The 18,734-nt window shown below is 64.2% G+C and carries 9 protein-coding genes; 5 read left to right on the forward strand and 4 right to left on the reverse strand.

Going from position 1 to position 18,734, the window contains the following annotated elements; genetic code table 11:
- Nucleotides 1–4: 4 nt before the first annotated feature.
- Complete coding sequence (locus RSE14_RS13590) at nucleotides 5–2,215, reverse strand: acylase (RefSeq protein ID WP_324074511.1); 2,211 nt, start codon at nucleotides 2,213–2,215, stop codon at nucleotides 5–7.
- A gap of 210 nt (nucleotides 2,216–2,425) precedes the next feature.
- Here RSE14_RS13590 and clpB point away from each other — a divergent pair, with 210 nt between their 5' ends.
- The 3 genes from clpB (at nucleotide 2,426) to RSE14_RS13605 (ending at nucleotide 10,949) form a co-directional block, all read left to right on the forward strand.
- Nucleotides 2,426–5,002 (forward strand): ATP-dependent chaperone ClpB, encoded by a 2,577-nt coding sequence (gene clpB, locus RSE14_RS13595; protein ID WP_324074513.1) that lies wholly within the window; start codon nucleotides 2,426–2,428, stop codon nucleotides 5,000–5,002.
- Between the two features lie 357 nt (nucleotides 5,003–5,359).
- On the forward strand, nucleotides 5,360–8,794 hold the full coding sequence (locus RSE14_RS13600; RefSeq protein ID WP_324074515.1) for a TonB-dependent receptor: 3,435 nt from the start codon (nucleotides 5,360–5,362) through the stop codon (nucleotides 8,792–8,794).
- 154 nt (nucleotides 8,795–8,948) lie between these two features.
- Nucleotides 8,949–10,949 carry an alpha/beta hydrolase family protein gene (locus RSE14_RS13605; protein ID WP_324074517.1) on the forward strand — a complete coding sequence of 667 codons (2,001 nt, stop codon included), beginning with the start codon at nucleotides 8,949–8,951 and terminating at the stop codon, nucleotides 10,947–10,949.
- Between the two features lie 78 nt (nucleotides 10,950–11,027).
- Here the strand turns inward: RSE14_RS13605 and RSE14_RS13610 are convergent, their stop codons facing one another.
- Complete coding sequence (locus RSE14_RS13610) at nucleotides 11,028–11,579, reverse strand: hypothetical protein (protein ID WP_324074519.1); 552 nt, start codon at nucleotides 11,577–11,579, stop codon at nucleotides 11,028–11,030.
- Between the two features lie 275 nt (nucleotides 11,580–11,854).
- Here RSE14_RS13610 and RSE14_RS13615 point away from each other — a divergent pair, with 275 nt between their 5' ends.
- On the forward strand, nucleotides 11,855–14,815 hold the full coding sequence (locus RSE14_RS13615; RefSeq protein WP_324074521.1) for a TonB-dependent receptor domain-containing protein: 2,961 nt from the start codon (nucleotides 11,855–11,857) through the stop codon (nucleotides 14,813–14,815).
- Nucleotides 14,816–14,933: 118 nt separating this feature from the next.
- Here the strand turns inward: RSE14_RS13615 and RSE14_RS13620 are convergent, their stop codons facing one another.
- A complete protein-coding gene (locus RSE14_RS13620) occupies nucleotides 14,934–16,613 on the reverse strand; it encodes a tetratricopeptide repeat protein (RefSeq protein ID WP_324074524.1) in 1,680 nt (559 codons plus the stop codon).
- Nucleotides 16,610–17,338 (reverse strand): 2OG-Fe(II) oxygenase, encoded by a 729-nt coding sequence (locus tag RSE14_RS13625; protein ID WP_324074526.1) that lies wholly within the window; start codon nucleotides 17,336–17,338, stop codon nucleotides 16,610–16,612. The genes RSE14_RS13620 and RSE14_RS13625 overlap by 4 nt, the downstream gene beginning before the upstream one ends.
- A gap of 189 nt (nucleotides 17,339–17,527) precedes the next feature.
- On the opposite strand from RSE14_RS13625, the gene RSE14_RS13630 reads away from it, so the two are divergent.
- Nucleotides 17,528–18,697: an acetyl-CoA C-acetyltransferase gene (locus RSE14_RS13630; RefSeq protein ID WP_324074528.1), complete on the forward strand. Its 1,170-nt coding sequence runs from the start codon at nucleotides 17,528–17,530 to the stop codon at nucleotides 18,695–18,697.
- The last annotated feature ends 37 nt before the right edge of the window (nucleotides 18,698–18,734 follow it).

The following is an 18,734-nucleotide window of genomic DNA, read 5'->3' on the forward strand; positions in this document are numbered from 1 at the left end:
TTGCTCAGCGGGCGTTGGTCACAGTGACGGTTTTGCTGGCATTCGCCAGCACATCATCGCGCCAGAAATGCACCGGCTTCAGCTTGTGTTCGACGAACAGCCGCATCTGGTCGTTGTAATGCGGGCTGTCCGGCCGGGTGCTGGCCGAGCCGAAGGGCTGTACCGAGCGCGAGAACACCGGCTTGCCTGGCTGCCATTCGACCCACTGGATGAAGCTGTCGCCATGCTTGAGGCTGAGGCGGCCGTCATCGTCGACATCCCAGGTGGTCGAGGCGCGCAGCGTGTCCGAGCCGCCGTCCAGCGGCAGATCGAGCCCGCCCTGCCGTAGCCGCAGCAGTTCACCCATCGGCGGATCGAGCCGGCCGAAATGGGTCATCAGATGATCGCGCGCCGCGGCCAGCTTTTCGGCGACATCGGGGAAGGGCTTGTTGCCGTAATCGGCCGACATGAAGTCGCGGATGATCAGCAGCGCGATGGCATCGGCCTTGCCCTTGCCGTCAGCGTTGAAATCCCAGCTTGCGAGGAGATCGCGTGCTTCGGCAAGTTCGCCCTCGGCAGGGAGCTTGTCGAGCGCATCGAACAGCCGGGCGACATAGCCTTCACGCTCGTAGCCGGTGTCATACTTGATCGCCTCAAGAGCCTTGCGGTCAAGCACGGCCGCCGCGCTCAGCAGCTTGTAGGCGCGCCACGAGCGGTTGGTCTGCTTGAGTTCGATCCCCATGATCGGCGCAAACGCATCAGGCGCCAAATCGCTCCCGGCCCCTGCTGCGGTGAAGGGCGCGTTGTTCGAATTGTAGAGCCAGCCCGAGGCGGGGTTCGTAATCTTGGGCAGGGCGGCATAATCGACCGCACCGTTCCAGATCAGGTCCGAGCGGTTGCCCGGCAGGACAGAACGCCAGTCGGCCTTCGCGCCCTCGGGCCGCGCCGGGATCGCGGCGTTGTAGACGTAGGCGATGTTGCCGGCGGCATCGGCGTAGATGAAGTTGGTGGACGGGATCGCCAGTCGCGCGATTTGCCCCTCCCACTCCGCGAACGACTTGGCCTTGTTGAGCCGGTAATAGGCATCGAGCTGCTCGAGCCTGCCGATCCCGCCATAGCGCACCGCAAAGGCGCCCTTGTCGTTGCGGATCACCGGTCCGTGGACCGAGCGCAGAACCTCGCGTCGGATCGGCACCACCACTGGGCCGACCTTGACCGGCAGGGTCACCCACCGGCTTTCCAGATCGCGCCATTCGCCGTCGAGCCTGTAGCGCATGCCGGTCTCGTCGAGTTCCAGCTGGTAGATGTCGATCATGTCGGGGGTGTTGACCGTGTTGGTCCACCCCAGCGTCTCGTTATGGCCGAGGAAGGGGAAGGGCGATCCCGGAAAGTTCGCGCCCGCGAAATGCCAGCCTTCGCCGCTTTCGACCACCAGCTCATACCACGCCACCCCGCCGCGCAGCGGCTGGTGCGAATTGGAGATGAGGGTGGTCGGCCCGCCCGACTTTTCGGGTGCGACGGCAAAGGCATTGGAGCCAAGATGTTCGGCATCCTCGCCGAGCGGCAGCACCAGGTTGTGCGCTTGCTTGGCAGCGGTGGGGGCGGCTTCGGCCGGCGGAGCACTTTCCAGCGGCGGGCGCGGGAAGCCGGGCATGTCGGGGCCATGTTCACGGCGCAGATCATCGCCCGAGACAAGCGGGCCGATCACGCTGTCGAGCCCGAAGAAGAACGGCTGGCGCAGCGCGAAGCCGGCAGCGACATCCATCCCGCTGACGGGGAAGAGATTGGCGAGCTTCACTTCGCCCGGATGCTGCTGCGCATAGTGATTGAGGCCTGCAGCATAGGCCTCGAAGAGTTCACGGGTGTCGGCGGGAAGCTTGGGATATTCCCGCTCCGCCGTGCCGCGCGCGTCGATCAGATGGTAGACATAATCGACCTTGGCGCCGTCCTCGCCCGCAATCGCGCCATAGCGCCCGCGGCTCATCGCGATCACATCCTGAAGCGTGAAGAAATCATCTTGCGAGTGGGCCATGGCGACGCCGAAGGCTGCGTCGGCATCGGTCTTGCCGTAGATATGGGGCACGCCGAATTTGTCGCGGATGATCTCGGCCTTGTAGACGCGGGTAGCCGGCGGCGTGGCGGCGCTGGCAAAATGCGGTTCCCAGGTGGCCAGCACGGCGAACGCCAGAACGCAAACCGCCACCAGCACAATTGCGCCGCGCTTCAACCACTTCATGGTGTTTTTCTCCCCTGCGCCATGGGCGCAGCGCTTCATTGCGCGGCGCGTGCTCAAGGTCAAGCGAGGGGGGGGCTCTTGTCTTGCGTCAATGACGAACCCACCTACTCGGGTAATACACCTGCATGCGGCTTTTTTCGGGGTCGCGTCTTGTGTTGCTAAAGTGCAACACTATTTGGATGGCACAACCTTTGGAGGGGTTTGACGATCATGAATCTCGAAAAGTTCACGGACCGGGCAAAGGGCTTCCTGCAAGCCGCACAGACCGTCGCGATCCGCGTGAACCACCAGCGCATCACGCCGCTGCACATCCTCAAGGCGCTGCTCGAAGATAGCGAGGGCATGGCCGCCGGCCTGCTCCAGCGCGCGGGCGGCACGCCGGCGCTGGCGGTGGCGGCGGTCGATGCGGGGCTTGCCAAGATCCCGGCTGTCACCGGCAGCGGCGCGCAGGCCACTCCGGGTCTCGACAATGACGCGGTGCGGGTGCTCGATTCCGCCGAACAGCTGGCCGAGAAGGCGGGCGACAGCTTCGTCACGGTCGAGCGGTTGCTGACCGCGCTGGCCGTGTCGCAGACCGCTGCGGGCGAGGCGTTGAAGGGCGCAGGGATCACTCCTCAGGCGCTGAATGCCGCAATCGAGCAACTGCGCGGCGGCAAGCGCGCGGATAGCGCGGGGGCCGAGAGCACCTATGACGCGATGGAGAAGTTCGCCCGCGATCTCACCAAGGCCGCGCGCGAGGGCAAGCTTGATCCGGTGATCGGCCGCGACGAGGAAATCCGCCGCACGATCCAGATCCTCGCCCGTCGCACCAAGAACAACCCCGCCCTGATCGGCGAGCCCGGCACCGGCAAGACCGCGATTGCCGAGGGCCTTGCGCTGCGCATCGCCAATGGCGACGTGCCCGACAGCCTCAAGGGTCGCACGCTCATGAGCCTCGACATGGGCGCGCTGATTGCGGGTGCGAAGTATCGCGGCGAGTTCGAAGAGCGGCTCAAGAGCGTGCTCGACGAGGTCAAGCATGCCGAGGGCAACATCATCCTGTTCATCGACGAGATGCACACCCTGATCGGGGCGGGCGCTTCGGAGGGCTCGATGGATGCCTCGAACCTCTTGAAGCCGGCCCTCTCGCGCGGCGAGCTCCACTGCATCGGCGCGACCACGCTCGACGAATACCAGAAGTACGTCGAGAAGGACCCCGCGCTCCAGCGCCGCTTCCAGCCGGTGTTTATCGCCGAGCCGACGGTCGAGGACACGATCTCGATCCTGCGCGGCATCAAGGACAAGTACGAGCTGCACCACGGCGTGCGCATCACCGATGGCGCGATCGTGGCCGCGGCCAAGCTGTCGGATCGCTACATTTCGAACCGCTTCCTGCCCGACAAGGCGATCGACCTGATGGACGAAGCCGCGAGCCGCATCCGCATGGAGGTGGAGAGCAAGCCCGAGGAGATCGAGGCGCTCGACCGGCGGATCATCCAGTTGAAGATCGAGGAACAGGCGCTCCAGAAGGAGACCGACCAGAATTCCAAGGACCGCCTTGTCGCCCTGCGCGGGGAGCTGGCGAACCTCGAACAGCAATCGGCCGAGCTCACCACCCGCTGGCAGAACGAGCGCGACAAGATCGAGGCCGAGGGCAAGATCAAGGAACAGCTCGATGGCGCGCGGCTGGAGCTGGAACAGGCCCAGCGCGAAGGCGATCTGGCGAAGGCCGGCGAGCTGTCCTACGGCACCATCCCGGCGCTTGAGAAGCAGCTGGCCGAAGCCCAGGGCCAGGCCGCCAACGCCCTGCTGCGCGAGGAGGTGACCGAGGAGGACATCGCCGGCGTCGTCAGCCGCTGGACGGGCGTGCCGGTCGACAAGATGATGGAAGGTGAGCGCGAGAAGCTGCTGCAGATGGAGCAGATCCTCGGCGGCCGCGTGATCGGTCAGTCCCAGGCGATCGAGGCGGTCTCCAAGGCCGTGCGCCGCGCGCGGGCGGGCTTGCAGGATCCGGGCCGTCCGCTCGGCTCCTTCCTGTTCCTCGGCCCCACGGGTGTCGGCAAGACCGAGCTGACCAAGGCGCTCGCCGGGTTCCTGTTCGATGATGACAGCGCAATGGTGCGCATCGACATGAGCGAGTTCATGGAGAAGCACGCCGTCGCCCGCCTGATCGGGGCGCCTCCGGGCTATGTCGGCTATGAAGAGGGCGGGGTGCTGACCGAGGCCGTGCGCCGCCGTCCCTATCAGGTGGTGCTGTTCGACGAGGTCGAGAAAGCGCACTCCGATGTGTTCAACGTGCTCCTTCAGGTGCTCGATGATGGCCGATTGACCGACGGGCAGGGCCGGGTGGTGGATTTCAGCAACACGCTGATCATCCTCACCAGCAACCTGGGCAGCCAGTATCTCGCCAACCTGCCTGACGGAGCCGAGGTCGCGAGCGTCGAGAAGGACGTGATGGACGTGGTGCGCGGGCATTTCCGGCCCGAGTTCCTCAACCGCCTCGACGAGATCATCCTGTTCCATCGCCTCGGGCAGGAACACATGGCGCCGATCGTCGAAATCCAGGTCAAGCGGGTGCAGAAGCTGCTCGCCGATCGCAAGATCACGATCGATCTCAGCGATGCCGCGCTGCGCTGGCTCGGAAGGGTGGGCTATGATCCGGTCTATGGCGCACGGCCGCTGAAACGCGCGGTGCAGCGCTATCTGCAGGATCCGCTTGCCGAGATGCTGCTGGAGGGCAAGCTGCCCGACGGCTCGACCTTGGCGATCGATGAAGGTGACGGCGCGTTGGCCATGGTGATTCGCTGAGCCGCGCGCCGCCCCTTGCGGTTCGCAACAAAGTGACAAGATAACATCCTAATCGGGATGGAGGGCGGTTTGTTGCGTGCAGGCCGCCCTTCGTTTTAACAATCGCAAAGCCACATTCTAACAAAGTTTCGGGCCAACCCCCGCGCGCGCCCTGAATGTGGGATTAACGCAACACCCACCGGAAAAGTTGGAGGTCGCGGCGCAGCGCTTTGACATCAAACCTTCGCTATTGCACAAATCCCCCACTGCGGGGGCAGACTTGGACAATCTGAATGCGTGAGCCTGTCACATGGGGCAATTATGTGACGTTCGCGCCAGATTGTCGTTCTGTCTCCGGTTAGGGCAACTGGAGTGATCATGAAGAAATTTCAGAGCAATTCGCTGAAGACGCTGGCCTTCTCGGCCTCGGCTATCGCCTTTGTTGTGGCTGGCCCGGTGTGGGCGCAGGACGCCGAGGAGCAGCCGGAAGAGGAAGAAAAGGTCGAAGTCGCGACTGACGCCTCGGGCCGTTCGGACGCGAAGCAGGGCAACATCACGGTTACCGGTTCGCGTATCGTCCGCGACACCTACAGCTCGATCTCGCCGCTTCAGGTGCTCTCGACCGAAAACCAGCAGGCCGTCGGCGCGTTTGACCCGGCGCAGATCCTGCAGCGTTCGGAAGCCGCCTCCGGCACCCAGATCGATGCGACCTTCCAGGGCTTCGTGCTCAACAACGGCCCGGGTTCGCAGACCATCAACCTGCGCGGCGTTGGTGCCAACCGTACGCTGGTGCTCGCCAACGGCCGTCGTATCGCACCGGCCGGTGTGGAAGGCGCGCCGACCAGCGTGTCGATCAACCTCATCCCGGCCACGATCGTTGACCGTTACGACATCCTCACCGACGGTGCTTCGTCGGTCTATGGTTCGGACGCGGTCGCGGGCGTGATCAACGTCATCCTGCGCAAGGACTTCGATGGCCTCGAAATCCAGGCCAACGGCGACATCAACCCGCAGGGCGAAGGCGAAGACTACTCGGTCAGCGCTGCCTGGGGCTTCAACACCGACCGTGCCGTGTTCGGTATCGCTGCCGAATACCGCAAGCGTGAAGAGTGGAAGGCGCGTGACCGTGACTTCCTCGCCGGTTGCAGCACCAACCTCGAAGAAGATGCCGAAGGCAACATCTACCGCCTCGGCATCTCGGACAACCAGCTGATCCGTTCGCGCACCAACAACCGCGTTGGCGCTTCGGAAAGCGATTGCACCGTTTCGGGTATCTCGGGCCGCGTCTTCCTGCCTTCGGCACGTGCGGGTTCGGTCTACTTCCCGGCCAACGGCAACATCCGCAACTTCCCGAATGATCCGATCACCGGCCGTCCGTTCAACTTCGGTGACAACGCCAACGCCTTCGGTGTCGATCTCGACGTCAACAACGACGGCATCAACGATGTCGACTTCCAGAACGTCAACATCAACGGCAGCGTCGAGGAACAGAACCGCACGATCGTTTCGGGTGAAGACCTGATCAACGTGTTCGCCTACGGGGAATACACCTTCCCGGGCGAAGCGAACATCACGCCCTTCTTCGAAGCGCAGTACACCCGTTCGGAAATCAAGAACACCGGCGCGGGCAACCCGCAGCTGTTCCCGTTCGTTCCGGCGGCCAACCGTTTCAACCCCTGTAACTTTGTCACCAACCCCAACGGCGTCGACTGCCGTTCGGTCGACAACGCGATCAACGGGCTGACCAACGGTGTTGCGCCCGCTCTCTCGACCGGCCTGCGCTTCGCGGTGCAGCCGATCGTGTCGATCGTGGGTGACCGCAACAACTTCGAAGTGACGCAGGAGCAGATGCGCGGCGTCCTCGGTGTGCGCGGCGACCTGCCCTTTATCGGTTCGAGCTGGACCTTCGAAGTGGCCGGCAGCTACTCGCGTTCGGAAGGCAAGTCCTCGCGTCTGGGGATCCGTGAAGACCGTCTCGCGCTCGCCATGGGTCTCGACCCGACGGCCGATTACAACGGCGACGGCATCTTCGATAACGACCGTGACGGCATCGCCGACGACTACAACAACGGCCTTCAGGTCGGCATCGGCAACCCGCTCTACATCGGCGAGTGTAATGCTGCCGGTCTGCGCAACCCCGGTCTGGCCGCGCCCGACCTCGTTGCCGGCTGCGTCCCCGTGAACCTGTTCGCACCGAGCGTGCTGACCGGCGCCGTGGGCGACTTCGCCACCCAGGCCGAACGCGATTACCTGTTCGGTTCGCGCGACTTCAACACCATCTACGAACAGACCCTGCTGTCGGCATACGTTACCGGCGACCTGTTCGAACTCCCCGCCGGCCCGGTCGGCGTGGTGCTCGGTGGTGAATGGCGCGAGGACAAGATCGACTCGCAGCCCAGCTTCGTGGCTTCGAACGGTCTGTTCTGGGGCTTCTTCGCTGACGGCGGCGCCAACGGTTCCAAGTGGATCCGTGAACTCTTCGGCGAAATCGACCTCCCGCTCATGGCGGGCAAGCCGATGGTCGAAGAACTGACCGTCAACGTCTCGGGCCGTATCACCGACGAAGAGTTCTACGGCACCAACGGCACCTTCGCCCTGAAGGGTGGCTGGCGTCCGGTGGCTCCGCTGCTGTTCAAGTTCAGCTACGGCACCTCGTTCCGTGCGCCGAACCTGCGCGAGAATTTCCTGCGTGCACAGTCGGGCTTCACCCAGCTTTCGGACCCCTGTGCGGTTCCGACGGCTGCCTTCGTGAACTTTGCCTACCGTCCCGAGCTCGACACGCGCGAGCCGTTCATTCTCGCCAACTGCCGCCGTGAAGGTCGTGACCCGACCCGCGTCGGTATCGATGGCCAGAACCTGAACACGCAGCAGCTCGTCAGCGCGGAAATCACCCAGGGCGGTTCGCTCGACATCCGCGCGGAAACCTCGCGTTCGATCACCACCGGTTTCGCATTCGAAGAAGATTGGGCGAGCGGCTTCCGCTTCGCGTTCAACTTCAACTACTACGACATCAAGGTGAAGGGCGCGATCGTCGAGCCGGGCGGTGCGTTCATCGTGGCTGACTGCTACCTGCGCGATGACACGGCCCGCAGCGAGTTCTGCGACCGTATCGACGTCAACAACACGGATCGCCAGCTGATCCGCGGTGTGCGCGCCGGCTTCCTCAACCGCGACGTTGAAGCGGTTCGCGGGATCGATCTGAACACGACCTTCGGCTATCCGCTGCAGATCGGTGAGGAAACCTTCGATCTGTCGCTCAACCTGGTGGCCAACAAGCTGCTCGAGCGTTCGAACATCCAGCGCACCGGTGTCAGCACCTTTGTGGAAACGGACTTCACCGACCGTTTCGGCTTCCCCGACTGGACCGGCCGCGCCACCTTCGGCGCGCGCTGGGAAGACTTCCTGTTCACCTACCAGATCCGTTACATCGACGCGATCGGCAACTCCCTGAACGGCGTGGGCTGGCGTGATCGTGTCACCTTTGGTGACGCGTTCAACCGCGGGCCTGAAGGCGGCGTTGCGGCCTTCTCCCCGACCTGCCTTGGTCGCGGTTCGGCCAACGGTGTTGTGGCTGGTGACGGGCTGTTCTGTCGCCCGGTCGGCACCGCGCCCGAGTACTTCGAGCACACCACCTCGGTGCGCTGGGACAACGGCGACCTGCGTTTGATCGCCGGTATCCGCAACCTCTTCGACACGGCTCCGCCGCTGGTGTCGCCGCGTTCCGGCGTCCTCCAGATCGCGAACACGCCGATCGGTAACGGTTACGACCTCGAAGGCCGTGAATTCTTCGCTCAGCTGCTCTACCGCTTCTGATCGCAGAATGAACTGACCGTTCAAAATGAAGCGGCCTCTCGGTACTTGCCGAGGGGCCGCTTTTTTGTTGAAATACGAAGGTGTCTGCCGCTTTGCAGCTGCGCCGATCCGGCCCGCGTCTTAGTCTGACATTGACCATGGAAGATGTGATCCCATGAAACTTCTCAAAGCCCCCCTCATGGCCGCAATGGCCGGCGTTTCGGTTATCGGCCTTTCTCTCGTCGGCGGCGCCGATACGCAGGCGCAATCGACTGCCAGCGTTCCGGTCGACGTCTGGGCGCTGCGCGATGTCGTCAACGCCGTGCAGATCTCGCCTGATGGCAAGCACCTGCTGGTCCACAAGGTGGAAAGCAGGGACGGTCAGTACCTGCTCGAGATCTACAAGACCGACGATCTGTCAAAGCCCTTCCGCCGCCTCAACGCCGATCCGATGGAGATCCTGAGCGCGCAATGGGTCAGCAATGAATTCATTTTCGGCTCGGCCTGGCAGGTCAAGCGTTCGACGGTGAAGGGGCCGGAAGAGGATGTGCGCGACTATCTCGCCTATTCCTACAGCCTCGCGGAGAACAAGTTCAGCCGTGTCGACGGCAATTTCGGCATCGTCAACACGCTCCCCAATGATCCCGATCACGTGCTGATCAGCACCGGTTCGGCGGTGTCCGATCCGACCGGCGTCGATCCGCTGGCCGCGTTCCGTCCGCGCTCCTACTACAAGTTCAACCTCAAGACCGGCACGCGCGAACTGGTGTTGCGCACGGGCGGCAAGATCCGCAGCGTTTCGACGTGGGATAACAACGGCAACCCGCGCTTCGCCGTTTCGCCCGACACGGCGGCCGGCAAGTACATCTACTACTACCGCAAGCCCGGAGACAGCGACTGGACCAAGTTCCAGGAGCTCGACATCGAGGATCCCAAGAACACCTATCGCGTGCTCAGCGGGTTCCACGGGGTCGTCGGCTTCGATCCCGACAATCCCAACCTCGGCTATCTGATCGACAATCCCAATGGCGAGGACAAGGCCGGGCTCTACGAGTTCGACTTCACCACGGGGCAGATCGGCAAGAAGCTGTTCCAGGCCGAAGATGCCGACGTGACGGGAGTGCAGTTCCACTCGATCCCCGGCAACGAGAAGCTCGTCGCCGCCCGCTATCCCGGCGCGCGGATGGAGCGGTTCTGGTTCGACGAAGAGGAAAAGGCGCTCCATGAAGCGCTCGAAAAGCAAATCCCCTATGCCTGGCAGTATCGCATCGCCAGCCGTTCGCTCGACGGACAGACCATGGTCGTCACCAACTCCGGACCGCACGATCCGGGCTCGTTCTGGCTGGTGAAGGATGGCCGTCTCGCCAAGCTCGGCAGCCGCAACCCGCTGGTCAATCCCGAGCAGCTCGCAGATGTGAAGTACATCCGCTACAAGGCGCGCGACGGGATGATCATTCCCGGCTACGTCACCATGCCCAAGGGCAAGGGGCCATTCCCGCTGATTGTCCAGCACAATGGCGGCCCGGCCGTGAATGGCATGGTCAGCTATGACGAATGGGGCCAGATGCTGGCCAATGCCGGCTACATGGTGTTCCACCCCGAAAACCGCATCTCGACCGGCTGGGGCCAGAAGCATTTCGATGCCGGCTACATGCAGCACGGGCTGGCAATGCAGGACGACAAGGATGACGGGGTCAAGTACCTGATCGAACAGGGGCTTGCCGATCCCAACCGGGTGGCCTTCTTCGGCTGGTCCTATGGCGGCTACTCCGCGCTGGTGTCACTGAGCCGCGACGAGCAGCTCTACCAGTGCGCGATTGCCGGCGCTGCCGTCGCCGACGCCGAGAAGCAGTATCTCGGCCGGCGTGACCCGACTCTCAAGACGCTCGACGAATGGAACCGCCATCGCGGCGGCACCACCGTCAACCCGATCAGTGAAGTGGCCAAGGTCAACATCCCGTTGCTGATGATCCATGGCGATGTCGATCGGCGCGTGATGTACTACCACCTGAAGGACTACCAGAAGGCTTTCGAGGCCGCAGGCAAGACGGGCGAATTCATCACGTTGAAGGGGGCGGACCACTTCTACAACACGCTGATGTTCACCCACCAGCAGCAGCTCTACACGAAGATGCTCGACTACCTCGCCAATGATTGCGGTCCGGGCGGACTGTAACCGCGCCGGATGAGGGCATGAAAAAAGGGGCTCGGCCGCGAGGCCGGGCCCCTTCGCTTTGCGCCACAGCGCCTGAGCCTATTCGACGCGGCGTCCCTTGACCCCGATCGCGCCGTTGATGCGAATGAAATAGTAGCCGAGCGAGGCCTTCTTGAAGACTACCTTGTCGCCCGATTTGATCGGCGGGATCTTGCGTGGGGGATTGTTGATCTCCCACACCGCGCCTTCCACCGTGGTGAAGCGCCATGTGCTCTGCCCGCTCTGGCGACCGCTGGAGATGGTGGTCTCGAACAGGTCAGTGAGCTCTTCCTCGTCCTTGCCGTCGCCTCTCAGGATCGCGATGTCGGGCATGGTGATGCCGAACAGCTGGCGGCGGGTCTTGCGCACCTCCTCGCGGCTGACGACTTTCACATCGCCCGCATCGCTGGCCGAGACGATCGCGCCGACCTTGGCGTCATAGCAGGCGAGCCGCTCGGCCTCGTCGGTGATCGCACGGCAGGCCTTGAGCTGGGCGAGATAATCGGCGTCCTGCGCGGCAGCGGGAACGGGCGCGGCGAGGGTCAGCAGCCCCGCAGCTCCGGCGGTGCACAGCGCCGTCAGGCGGATGGTCGGCCTCAGTCTCGTCATCATGTCCTCTCCCTTGCTGCGCACCGCCGAAAGACGGATTTGCGCGCCTGCATTACGCCCTTGCGCAGCATTATTGCCAAACGGGGACGAGATAAAGCCGCACTGAAATCAGAGTGTCGCCAGAATGCAACAGTTCCTTCGCATCTCGAAACGCGTCGCATCGGCATGATTGCGATGAATGCATCGAATGACCTAGAGGAGCGCCATCCGGGCATCCGCCCGTGACTTTGGATAGCGTGCGCCGGATCTTTCGGCGTGCGTGCATCAAGGGGACAAAAATGACTCGTTTCAACAAGGCTTCGCTCCTCGCGGGCACGATCATGGCCGGTGCCATGTTCTCCGCGCCTGCCTATGCGCAGGACGCCGATGTGACCACCGCTGAACAGCCGGCTGAAGAGCAGGCGATCCTGGTCACCGGTTCGCGCATTCAGCGCACCGATCTCAACTCGACCAGCCCGGTCGCAGTCGTTTCGCCCGAAGAGTTCCGTCTGACCGGTGCGGTCAACGTCGAGCAGGTGCTGAACACGCTGCCGCAAATCCTTCCCGGTGTGACCGGCTTCTCGAACAACCCCGGCAACGGCGCCGTTACGCTGAACCTGCGTAACCTCGCTGCCACCCGCACCCTGGTGCTGGTCAACGGCCGCCGCTGGATGTTCTACGATACCAACCAGATCGTCGACCTCAACACCATCCCGCAGTTCCTGCTGGGCGGCGTTGAAGTGGTGACCGGCGGCGCCTCGGCCGTTTACGGTTCGGACGCTGTTGCCGGCGTCGTCAACTTCAAGCTGCGTGACATCGAAGGTCTCGAGCTCGGCGGCAGCTACTCGCTGACCGGCCGCGGCGATGCGGGCCGTTACCAGTTCAACGCTGCCATCGGTTCGTCGTTCGACGACGGCCGCGGCGCGGTGACGATGTTCGCCAACTACACCCGTCGTGAGGCGGTGTTCCAGGACGCGCGTGAATTCTCCGAGCGTGCAGGCGGCGACGGCTGTATCGTTCCGGGCAGCACCGGCCGCGGTGACATCGGTAGGCCGAACCCGACCGGCATCTCTGCTGCAACCTGCCTTGCACGCGCTGGTGAACTCGGCTTCATTCCGCAGGGTTCGGCGACCACGCCGACTGGCACCTTCACCGCAGGCGGCACCAGCTACATCTTCAACCCGAACGGTGGCGGTTCGCGGACCTTCCAGGATCCGGCTGACCTCTACAACTTCGCGCCGGACAACTACCTGCAGCTGCCGCAAGAGCGTTACCTGATCGGTGCCTATGGCCACTACGAGTTCTCCGATGGCATCGAAGCCTATTCGGAACTGTCGTTCGTGCGCAACAACGTCAGCCAGGAACTCGCGCCGACCCCGGCCGGGATTTCGGCTCCGCTGTTCGTCAACAGCCCGTTCTTCAATGATCAGACCCGCGCGCTGCTTAACCTGAACCCGGTGAGCACCACCGCTGGCCCGACCCTCGGGAACGCGCTGTACCGGCAGACTTCGGTCAGCTTCCGCTTCAACGACATCGGTTCGCGTAACTCGGAATTCAGCCGTGAGGCGTTCCGCGTGCTCGGCGGTGTCCGTGGCAGCATCACCGACAACATCAACTTCGATGCGTTCTACTCGTACTCGCGCACGACCAACACCAACATCCAGAAGGGCAACATCTCGTCCAGCCGTTTCCGTAACGCGCTGACCGTGGAATTCGTGCCCGGCAGCACCACCGAGATTCGCTGCCAGGATGCGGCGGCCCGTGCGGCCGGCTGTGTGCCGCTGAACATCTTCGGTAATGGTCTCGCCAGCCGGGCGGCGCTCAACTACCTCGCCATCCAGGCGACCAACATCACCACCTCGGAACTGAAGAACGCCGTGGCCTCGGTCAACGGTACCCTCTTCAACCTCGGCTTCGGTGCGGATGATGTCGGCTTCGCGGCCGGTGTCGAATACCGCAGCATGGGTTCGGAATTCATTCCCGACACCTTCCTGGCCTCGGGCGACGTGCTCGGCTTCAACGCCGGCCTGCCGACCACTGGTGGCTACAACGTGAAGGAAGTCTTCGGCGAAGTCCGCGTTCCGATCGTCGAGGATGGCTTCATCCACGCGCTCGAAGTCAACGGTGCGTTCCGTTATTCGGACTACTCGCTGGATCGCGTCGGCGGCAACTGGACCTACAACTTCGGCGGCGAATTCGCTCCGATCGAGGACATCCGCTTCCGCGGCCAGTACTCGCGTGCGGTTCGCGCTCCGAACGTGCAGGATCTGTTCGGCGGCGCCTCGACCGGCTTCCCGGGCGCGATCGATCCCTGTTCGGATCGTGGTCCGGCGTCGGATCGTACCGATGCTCTGCGTGCCTTCTGTATCGCTTCGGGCGTGCCGGCTGCGGCCGTTTTCACCCGCGGTGTGCAGCCGAACGCGCAGATCCAGGCCGACTTCGGCGGTAACCCGAACGTGGGCGAGGAAACCTCCGACACCTTCACCGTCGGTGCTGTCATCCGTCCGCGCTTCATTCCGCGTCTGAACGTCACGGTCGACTACTTCAACATCAAGGTTGAAGACACCATCGGCACTCGTCTGGGCGGGATGAACACCGCGCTTTCGATCTGCTTCAACACCGTGCGCAACGCTGCCGATCCGTCGTGCCAGATCTTCGCTGGCCGTCGTAACCCGACCACCGGTGCTCTGGGTCTGACCGTCGGTGGTCAGAACGCCTCGTTCGTGCAGGACAACGTGGGCAAGCTCGAAACCAGCGGTATCGACTTCCAGGTCGACTACACCCTGCCGCTGTTCAACGGCGAACTCGGCCTGTTCTACCTCGGCACCTACCTCGACAAGTTCCGCAACACCCCGGTGGCTGTGCTGCCGCTGCGCGAGAACATCACCGAAGGCACCTTCGGCCTCCCCGAGTACCGTCACAACATGCGTGTGACCTACACCCAGGGTCCGGCTCTGGTGTCGCTGCGTTGGCGCTACGAAGGTGCTACCGAAGACTTCCGCGTGCGGAACACCTTCGACGGCAACAACCGCGTGCCGAACGCTGCTCTGCCGCGTCCGAACATCAGCGCTTGGAACTACATCGATCTCGCTGTCGGCTTCGACATAGACGAGCGCATGACCATCAACGCTGGTGTGAACAACGTGTTCGACAAGCAGCCGCCGGTTCTCGGTTCGGCTGCCGAGCAGGCCAACACTCTGCCGAGCTTCTTCGACGTGCTCGGCCGCGACTTCTTCATGGGCGTGAACTTCCGGTTCTAATCCCTGCGGAAACGCGAAACGCAAAAGAAGGGCGGTGGACCGGAAGGTCCGCCGCCTTTTCTTTTGCCTGCAAGAAGTCGCAGCCGGGGCGAGGGCGCGTCCGACCTCGGGTTCGGTCTCAGATGTCGAGAGTGATGTCGTAGGCCACGGTCATGCGTGTGCCGCGATGGATCGGGCGGGTGCCATGGTACAGGGTGCTCGGGAACAGCGCGAGCGTCCCCTCGGCAGGCTTGATCGCATGGAGCGGGCCAAGCCCTTCAGCGAGGCCCGGCGGCGGATTACCGAGTTCAAGCCAGCCCGGCCCGCCCGGCGCATCGACTTCGTCCGGCACCAACCAGTAACTTGCCGAGGACAGCACCCCGCGTGGATGGATATGCGCGGCGTGGTGGCCCTGTCCCTCAAGCCGGATCGACCAGCTGCCAGTAATCGCCCAGCGCGCATCGCGGTGCGCCAGCAGCGGGTGACGGGGGTCAGCCTTGGGCAGGCCAGAGCGGTAGTCCTCCATCGCGGCAAAGAGCGCCGCCTCCAGCCGCGCCAGCTCCGGCTCCGCCCGGGCAAACAGCGCGCCCTTGGTCTGCGAGCCATCCTTGACCGACTGCCCGATCGGCATGGCCGAGTGGCGGTGAAGCTGATCGAGCAGCGCGGTGGTTTCGCTGCGTTCTTCTGCGGTGAGGGGCAGGGCGATCTGGCGCACCAGCCCCTCCTGCCCGTGCAGCCACGCATGGCGATCATCCCCGGTCATGCGCCATGCGAGATCGGTCAGCGCCCATGCCGCGACATCGCCCGGAGCCTCCGCCAGAACAGCCGCCAGCGCGGCCTCGGCCGCAAGCGGGTCGCCGAGCCGCAAGAGGTTGCGCCCGCGCGCGGTCATCCACTCGGAGGTCTGAAGTGCGGAGAAACTGTCGAGCACTGTCTGTGCTTCGCGCGCCTGTCCGGCTTCACCGAGAGAGACCGCCTCGGCCAGCGCCAGAGCCGGCTCATCGGGCCAGAGCCGGCGGGCGCGGGCGAGGGCGGCGGTGCTTTCCTCCGGCCGGTCAACGCCGTCCAGCGTCTCGGCCCAAGCGAGATATATCGATGGCGACGCACCCTGCGCCGCGGCAATCCCCTCGAAATGATCGGCAAAGCGCGCCCGGTCACCCGCGGCCCAGCGCAGTTCGGCATGGAGTTTGAGGCCATCTGTCCAGCCGGGAACATGCGTCACCAGCGTGGTGGTGCACTCCAGCGCCTCGCTGAGCCGACCGGCAATGGCGAGCGCCTGCGCGTAATCGAACAGCAAATTGGGGTCGCCGCGATTGAGGGTAAGCGCGGTTTCGAGATGGGGGATCGCTGCCGGATCATGGCGTTCAAGCGACAGGCGCGCGCGGCTGCGGGCGGTGCGCGGGTTTGCCGGATCGAGCGCCACGGCGCGTTCCATGCTGATGCTCGCCTCGGCCCAGCGCCGCGCTTGCCGCTGGCTATCGGCCCGCACCCGCCAATATCCGGCGTTGTTTGCCCCGTGGGGTTCGAGCGGGGCGAGCAGGGCCGCGGCACGGGCGTGCTGCTCCACCCGGCCGAGTGCGATTGCGGCGTTCACGCCCGCCTCGACCATGTCAGGCGCCAGCGCCAGCGCCCGCTCGAACAGCGCCAGCGCGCGGTCCGTCCGGCCAGCCTTGAAGTGGAAATTGCCCGCGCTGTTGGCCAGCCGCGCGTCATCGGGAAAGGCGGCGAGTGCCTGTACGAAGGCTGCCTCGGCCCCGCTGTCGTCGCCCTGCTGGGCGAGCTGGTTGGCCGCCATCGCGAGGGTTTGGGCGCTGCTCACTTGCTGCGCAGCCAGCCGGTCACCGACATGCGGCCCATCGGCGCGAAGGGCGGGACATAGCTGACGCAGTGCGGAGTCGGCACGCGGAACAGGTTTAGAGCGTTGAAGCGCGGGCGGAATCCCTCGACGACATCGCCGTCCTCGTCGAGGAACAGCAGATAGCCGCCCCAGTCGGGATGCCAGTCATCACGCGCGAGATTGAGCACATAGGCCACTTCCCAGCCTTCCGCGACGTGGCTGTCGATATGGCGTCCAAGATAGTGGCCGGGTGCATAGAGCGTCGCCTGCCCGTCGGCCTTGATCAGATCGAGACCGGTCACCGCGCAGGCGAGGCCGAGGAAATCGGGGGTGTTGATATGCTCCAGCAGCACCTCGTGCGGGCCGTCCGGGTCCCAGCCTTCCTTCAGCGCGTCGAGCATCGGGTAATGGGCAAAGCGGAAGCCGTATTCGCCGCGGGCGGAATGTTCCTCGGCGCTGCGCGAGGCGGCGGCGAGGGCCTGCTGGCCCTGGGCGCTGCGGGTTTCGGCGGCGCGGAAGCTGCGCGGCTTTGCGGTGCCGGCACCCACCGCCATGCCCCATGGCGTCCCGCGGGCGAGCACCATCTGAAGCTCGCGCGCGGTCTCGTCGGTCAGCACATTGCGGATCTGCACACGCCCGGTGGCGGCAAAGCGCGCCGCGTGCGCAGCGATGTCGAGTGCAGGGTTGAGTTCAAACAGGGTCTTCATCGCCGCTCCCGCTCGGTGCCTGCCACCCTGCCAGCGCCAAGGCAAGCATTCCTCCCGCCGCAGGACCATCATTTTGGCCGCTTGATTTGCGCAAGCGCCTTCAATAGTCGGGTTGCCGCAAGGCAAGTGGCGATCCGCAACTGATTGCCGGATACGCCCCATCCGAAGCCGGATTTCAAGGAGAGAGAGATGAGCACAGCCTATATCGTCGAAGCGGTTCGCACGGCCGGTGGCCGGCGCGGCGGGCGTCTGGCCGGGGTGCACCCGGTGGATCTGCTGGCCAAGTCGCTCGATGCCGTGGTCGAGCGGTCGGGCATCGATCCCAAGGCGATCGACGATGTGGTGACCGGCTGCGTCAGCCAGGCGGGCGAGCAGGCAATGCAGGTCGGGCGCATGGGCGTGCTGGCCTCCAAGCTGCTCCCGCAATCGACCCCGGCGGTGACGATCGATCGCCAGTGCGGCTCCAGCCAGCAGGCGATCCAGTTCGCCGCGCAGGCCGTGATGAGCGGCACGCAGGACGTGGTGATCGCCAGCGGCGTCGAAAGCATGACCCGCGTGCCGATGGGCTCCAACGTCACGCTGCACATGAAGGAAGGCCTCTACGCCAAGGCCGACGGGATCGAGGCGAAGTGGCCGGGGATCAACTTCAGCCAGTTCATGGGCGCCGAAATGATCGTCAAGAAGCATGGCTTCACCAAGGACGATCTCGATCGCTTCGCCTATGAAAGCCACCAGCGCGCGATTGCCGCGACAAAGGCGGGCGCCTTTGACCGCGAAATCGTGGCCGTCGAGATCGAAACCCCCGAAGGCACCCAGATGCATACCATCGATGAGGGCATCCGCTTCGATGCGACGCTGGAAGGCATTGCGGGCGTCAAGCTGCTCTCGCCGGATGGCGCGATCACGGCGGCCTCGGCCAGCCAGATCTGCGACGGTTCCTCGGCGGTGCTGGTGGTGTCGGAAGCGGCGCTCAAGGCCCATGGCCTGACCCCGCTGGCGCGCATCCACAACCTCACTGTGACGGCGGGCGATCCGGTGATCATGCTCGAAGAGCCGCTGTTTGCGACCGATCGCGCGCTTCAGCGCGCCGGGATGACGATGGCCGATATCGACCTCTACGAAGTCAATGAAGCCTTCGCTTCCGTGCCGCTCGCATGGCTCAAGCACACTGGCGCGGACCCGGAAAAGCTCAACGTCCACGGCGGCGCGATTGCTCTGGGCCACCCGCTGGGCGCCTCGGGCACCAAGCTGATGGCGACCCTCGTCCACGCCCTCAAGCGCCATGGCAAGAAATATGGTCTCCAGACCATGTGCGAAGGCGGCGGCGTCGCCAACGTGACCATCATCGAGAGCCTTTGAGGCTCCCCGCGAAAACCTTTGAATATCAGGAGATAAT

It is taken from the genome of Erythrobacter sp., from assembly GCF_035194505.1.
Classification (GTDB): Bacteria; Pseudomonadota; Alphaproteobacteria; order Sphingomonadales; family Sphingomonadaceae; genus Erythrobacter.

Bases quoted from the DNA above. Each gene is read 5' to 3' on its own strand.
- RSE14_RS13590 (WP_324074511.1), bottom strand. From the start codon at position 2,215: ATGAAGTGGTTGAAGCGCGGCGCAATTGTGCTGGTGGCGGTTTGCGTT.
- clpB (WP_324074513.1), top strand. From the start codon at position 2,426: ATGAATCTCGAAAAGTTCACGGACCGGGCAAAGGGCTTCCTGCAAGCC.
- RSE14_RS13600 (WP_324074515.1), top strand. From the start codon at position 5,360: ATGAAGAAATTTCAGAGCAATTCGCTGAAGACGCTGGCCTTCTCGGCC.
- RSE14_RS13605 (WP_324074517.1), top strand. From the start codon at position 8,949: ATGAAACTTCTCAAAGCCCCCCTCATGGCCGCAATGGCCGGCGTTTCG.
- RSE14_RS13610 (WP_324074519.1), bottom strand. From the start codon at position 11,579: ATGATGACGAGACTGAGGCCGACCATCCGCCTGACGGCGCTGTGCACC.
- RSE14_RS13615 (WP_324074521.1), top strand. From the start codon at position 11,855: ATGACTCGTTTCAACAAGGCTTCGCTCCTCGCGGGCACGATCATGGCC.
- RSE14_RS13625 (WP_324074526.1), bottom strand. From the start codon at position 17,338: ATGAAGACCCTGTTTGAACTCAACCCTGCACTCGACATCGCTGCGCAC.
- RSE14_RS13630 (WP_324074528.1), top strand. From the start codon at position 17,528: ATGAGCACAGCCTATATCGTCGAAGCGGTTCGCACGGCCGGTGGCCGG.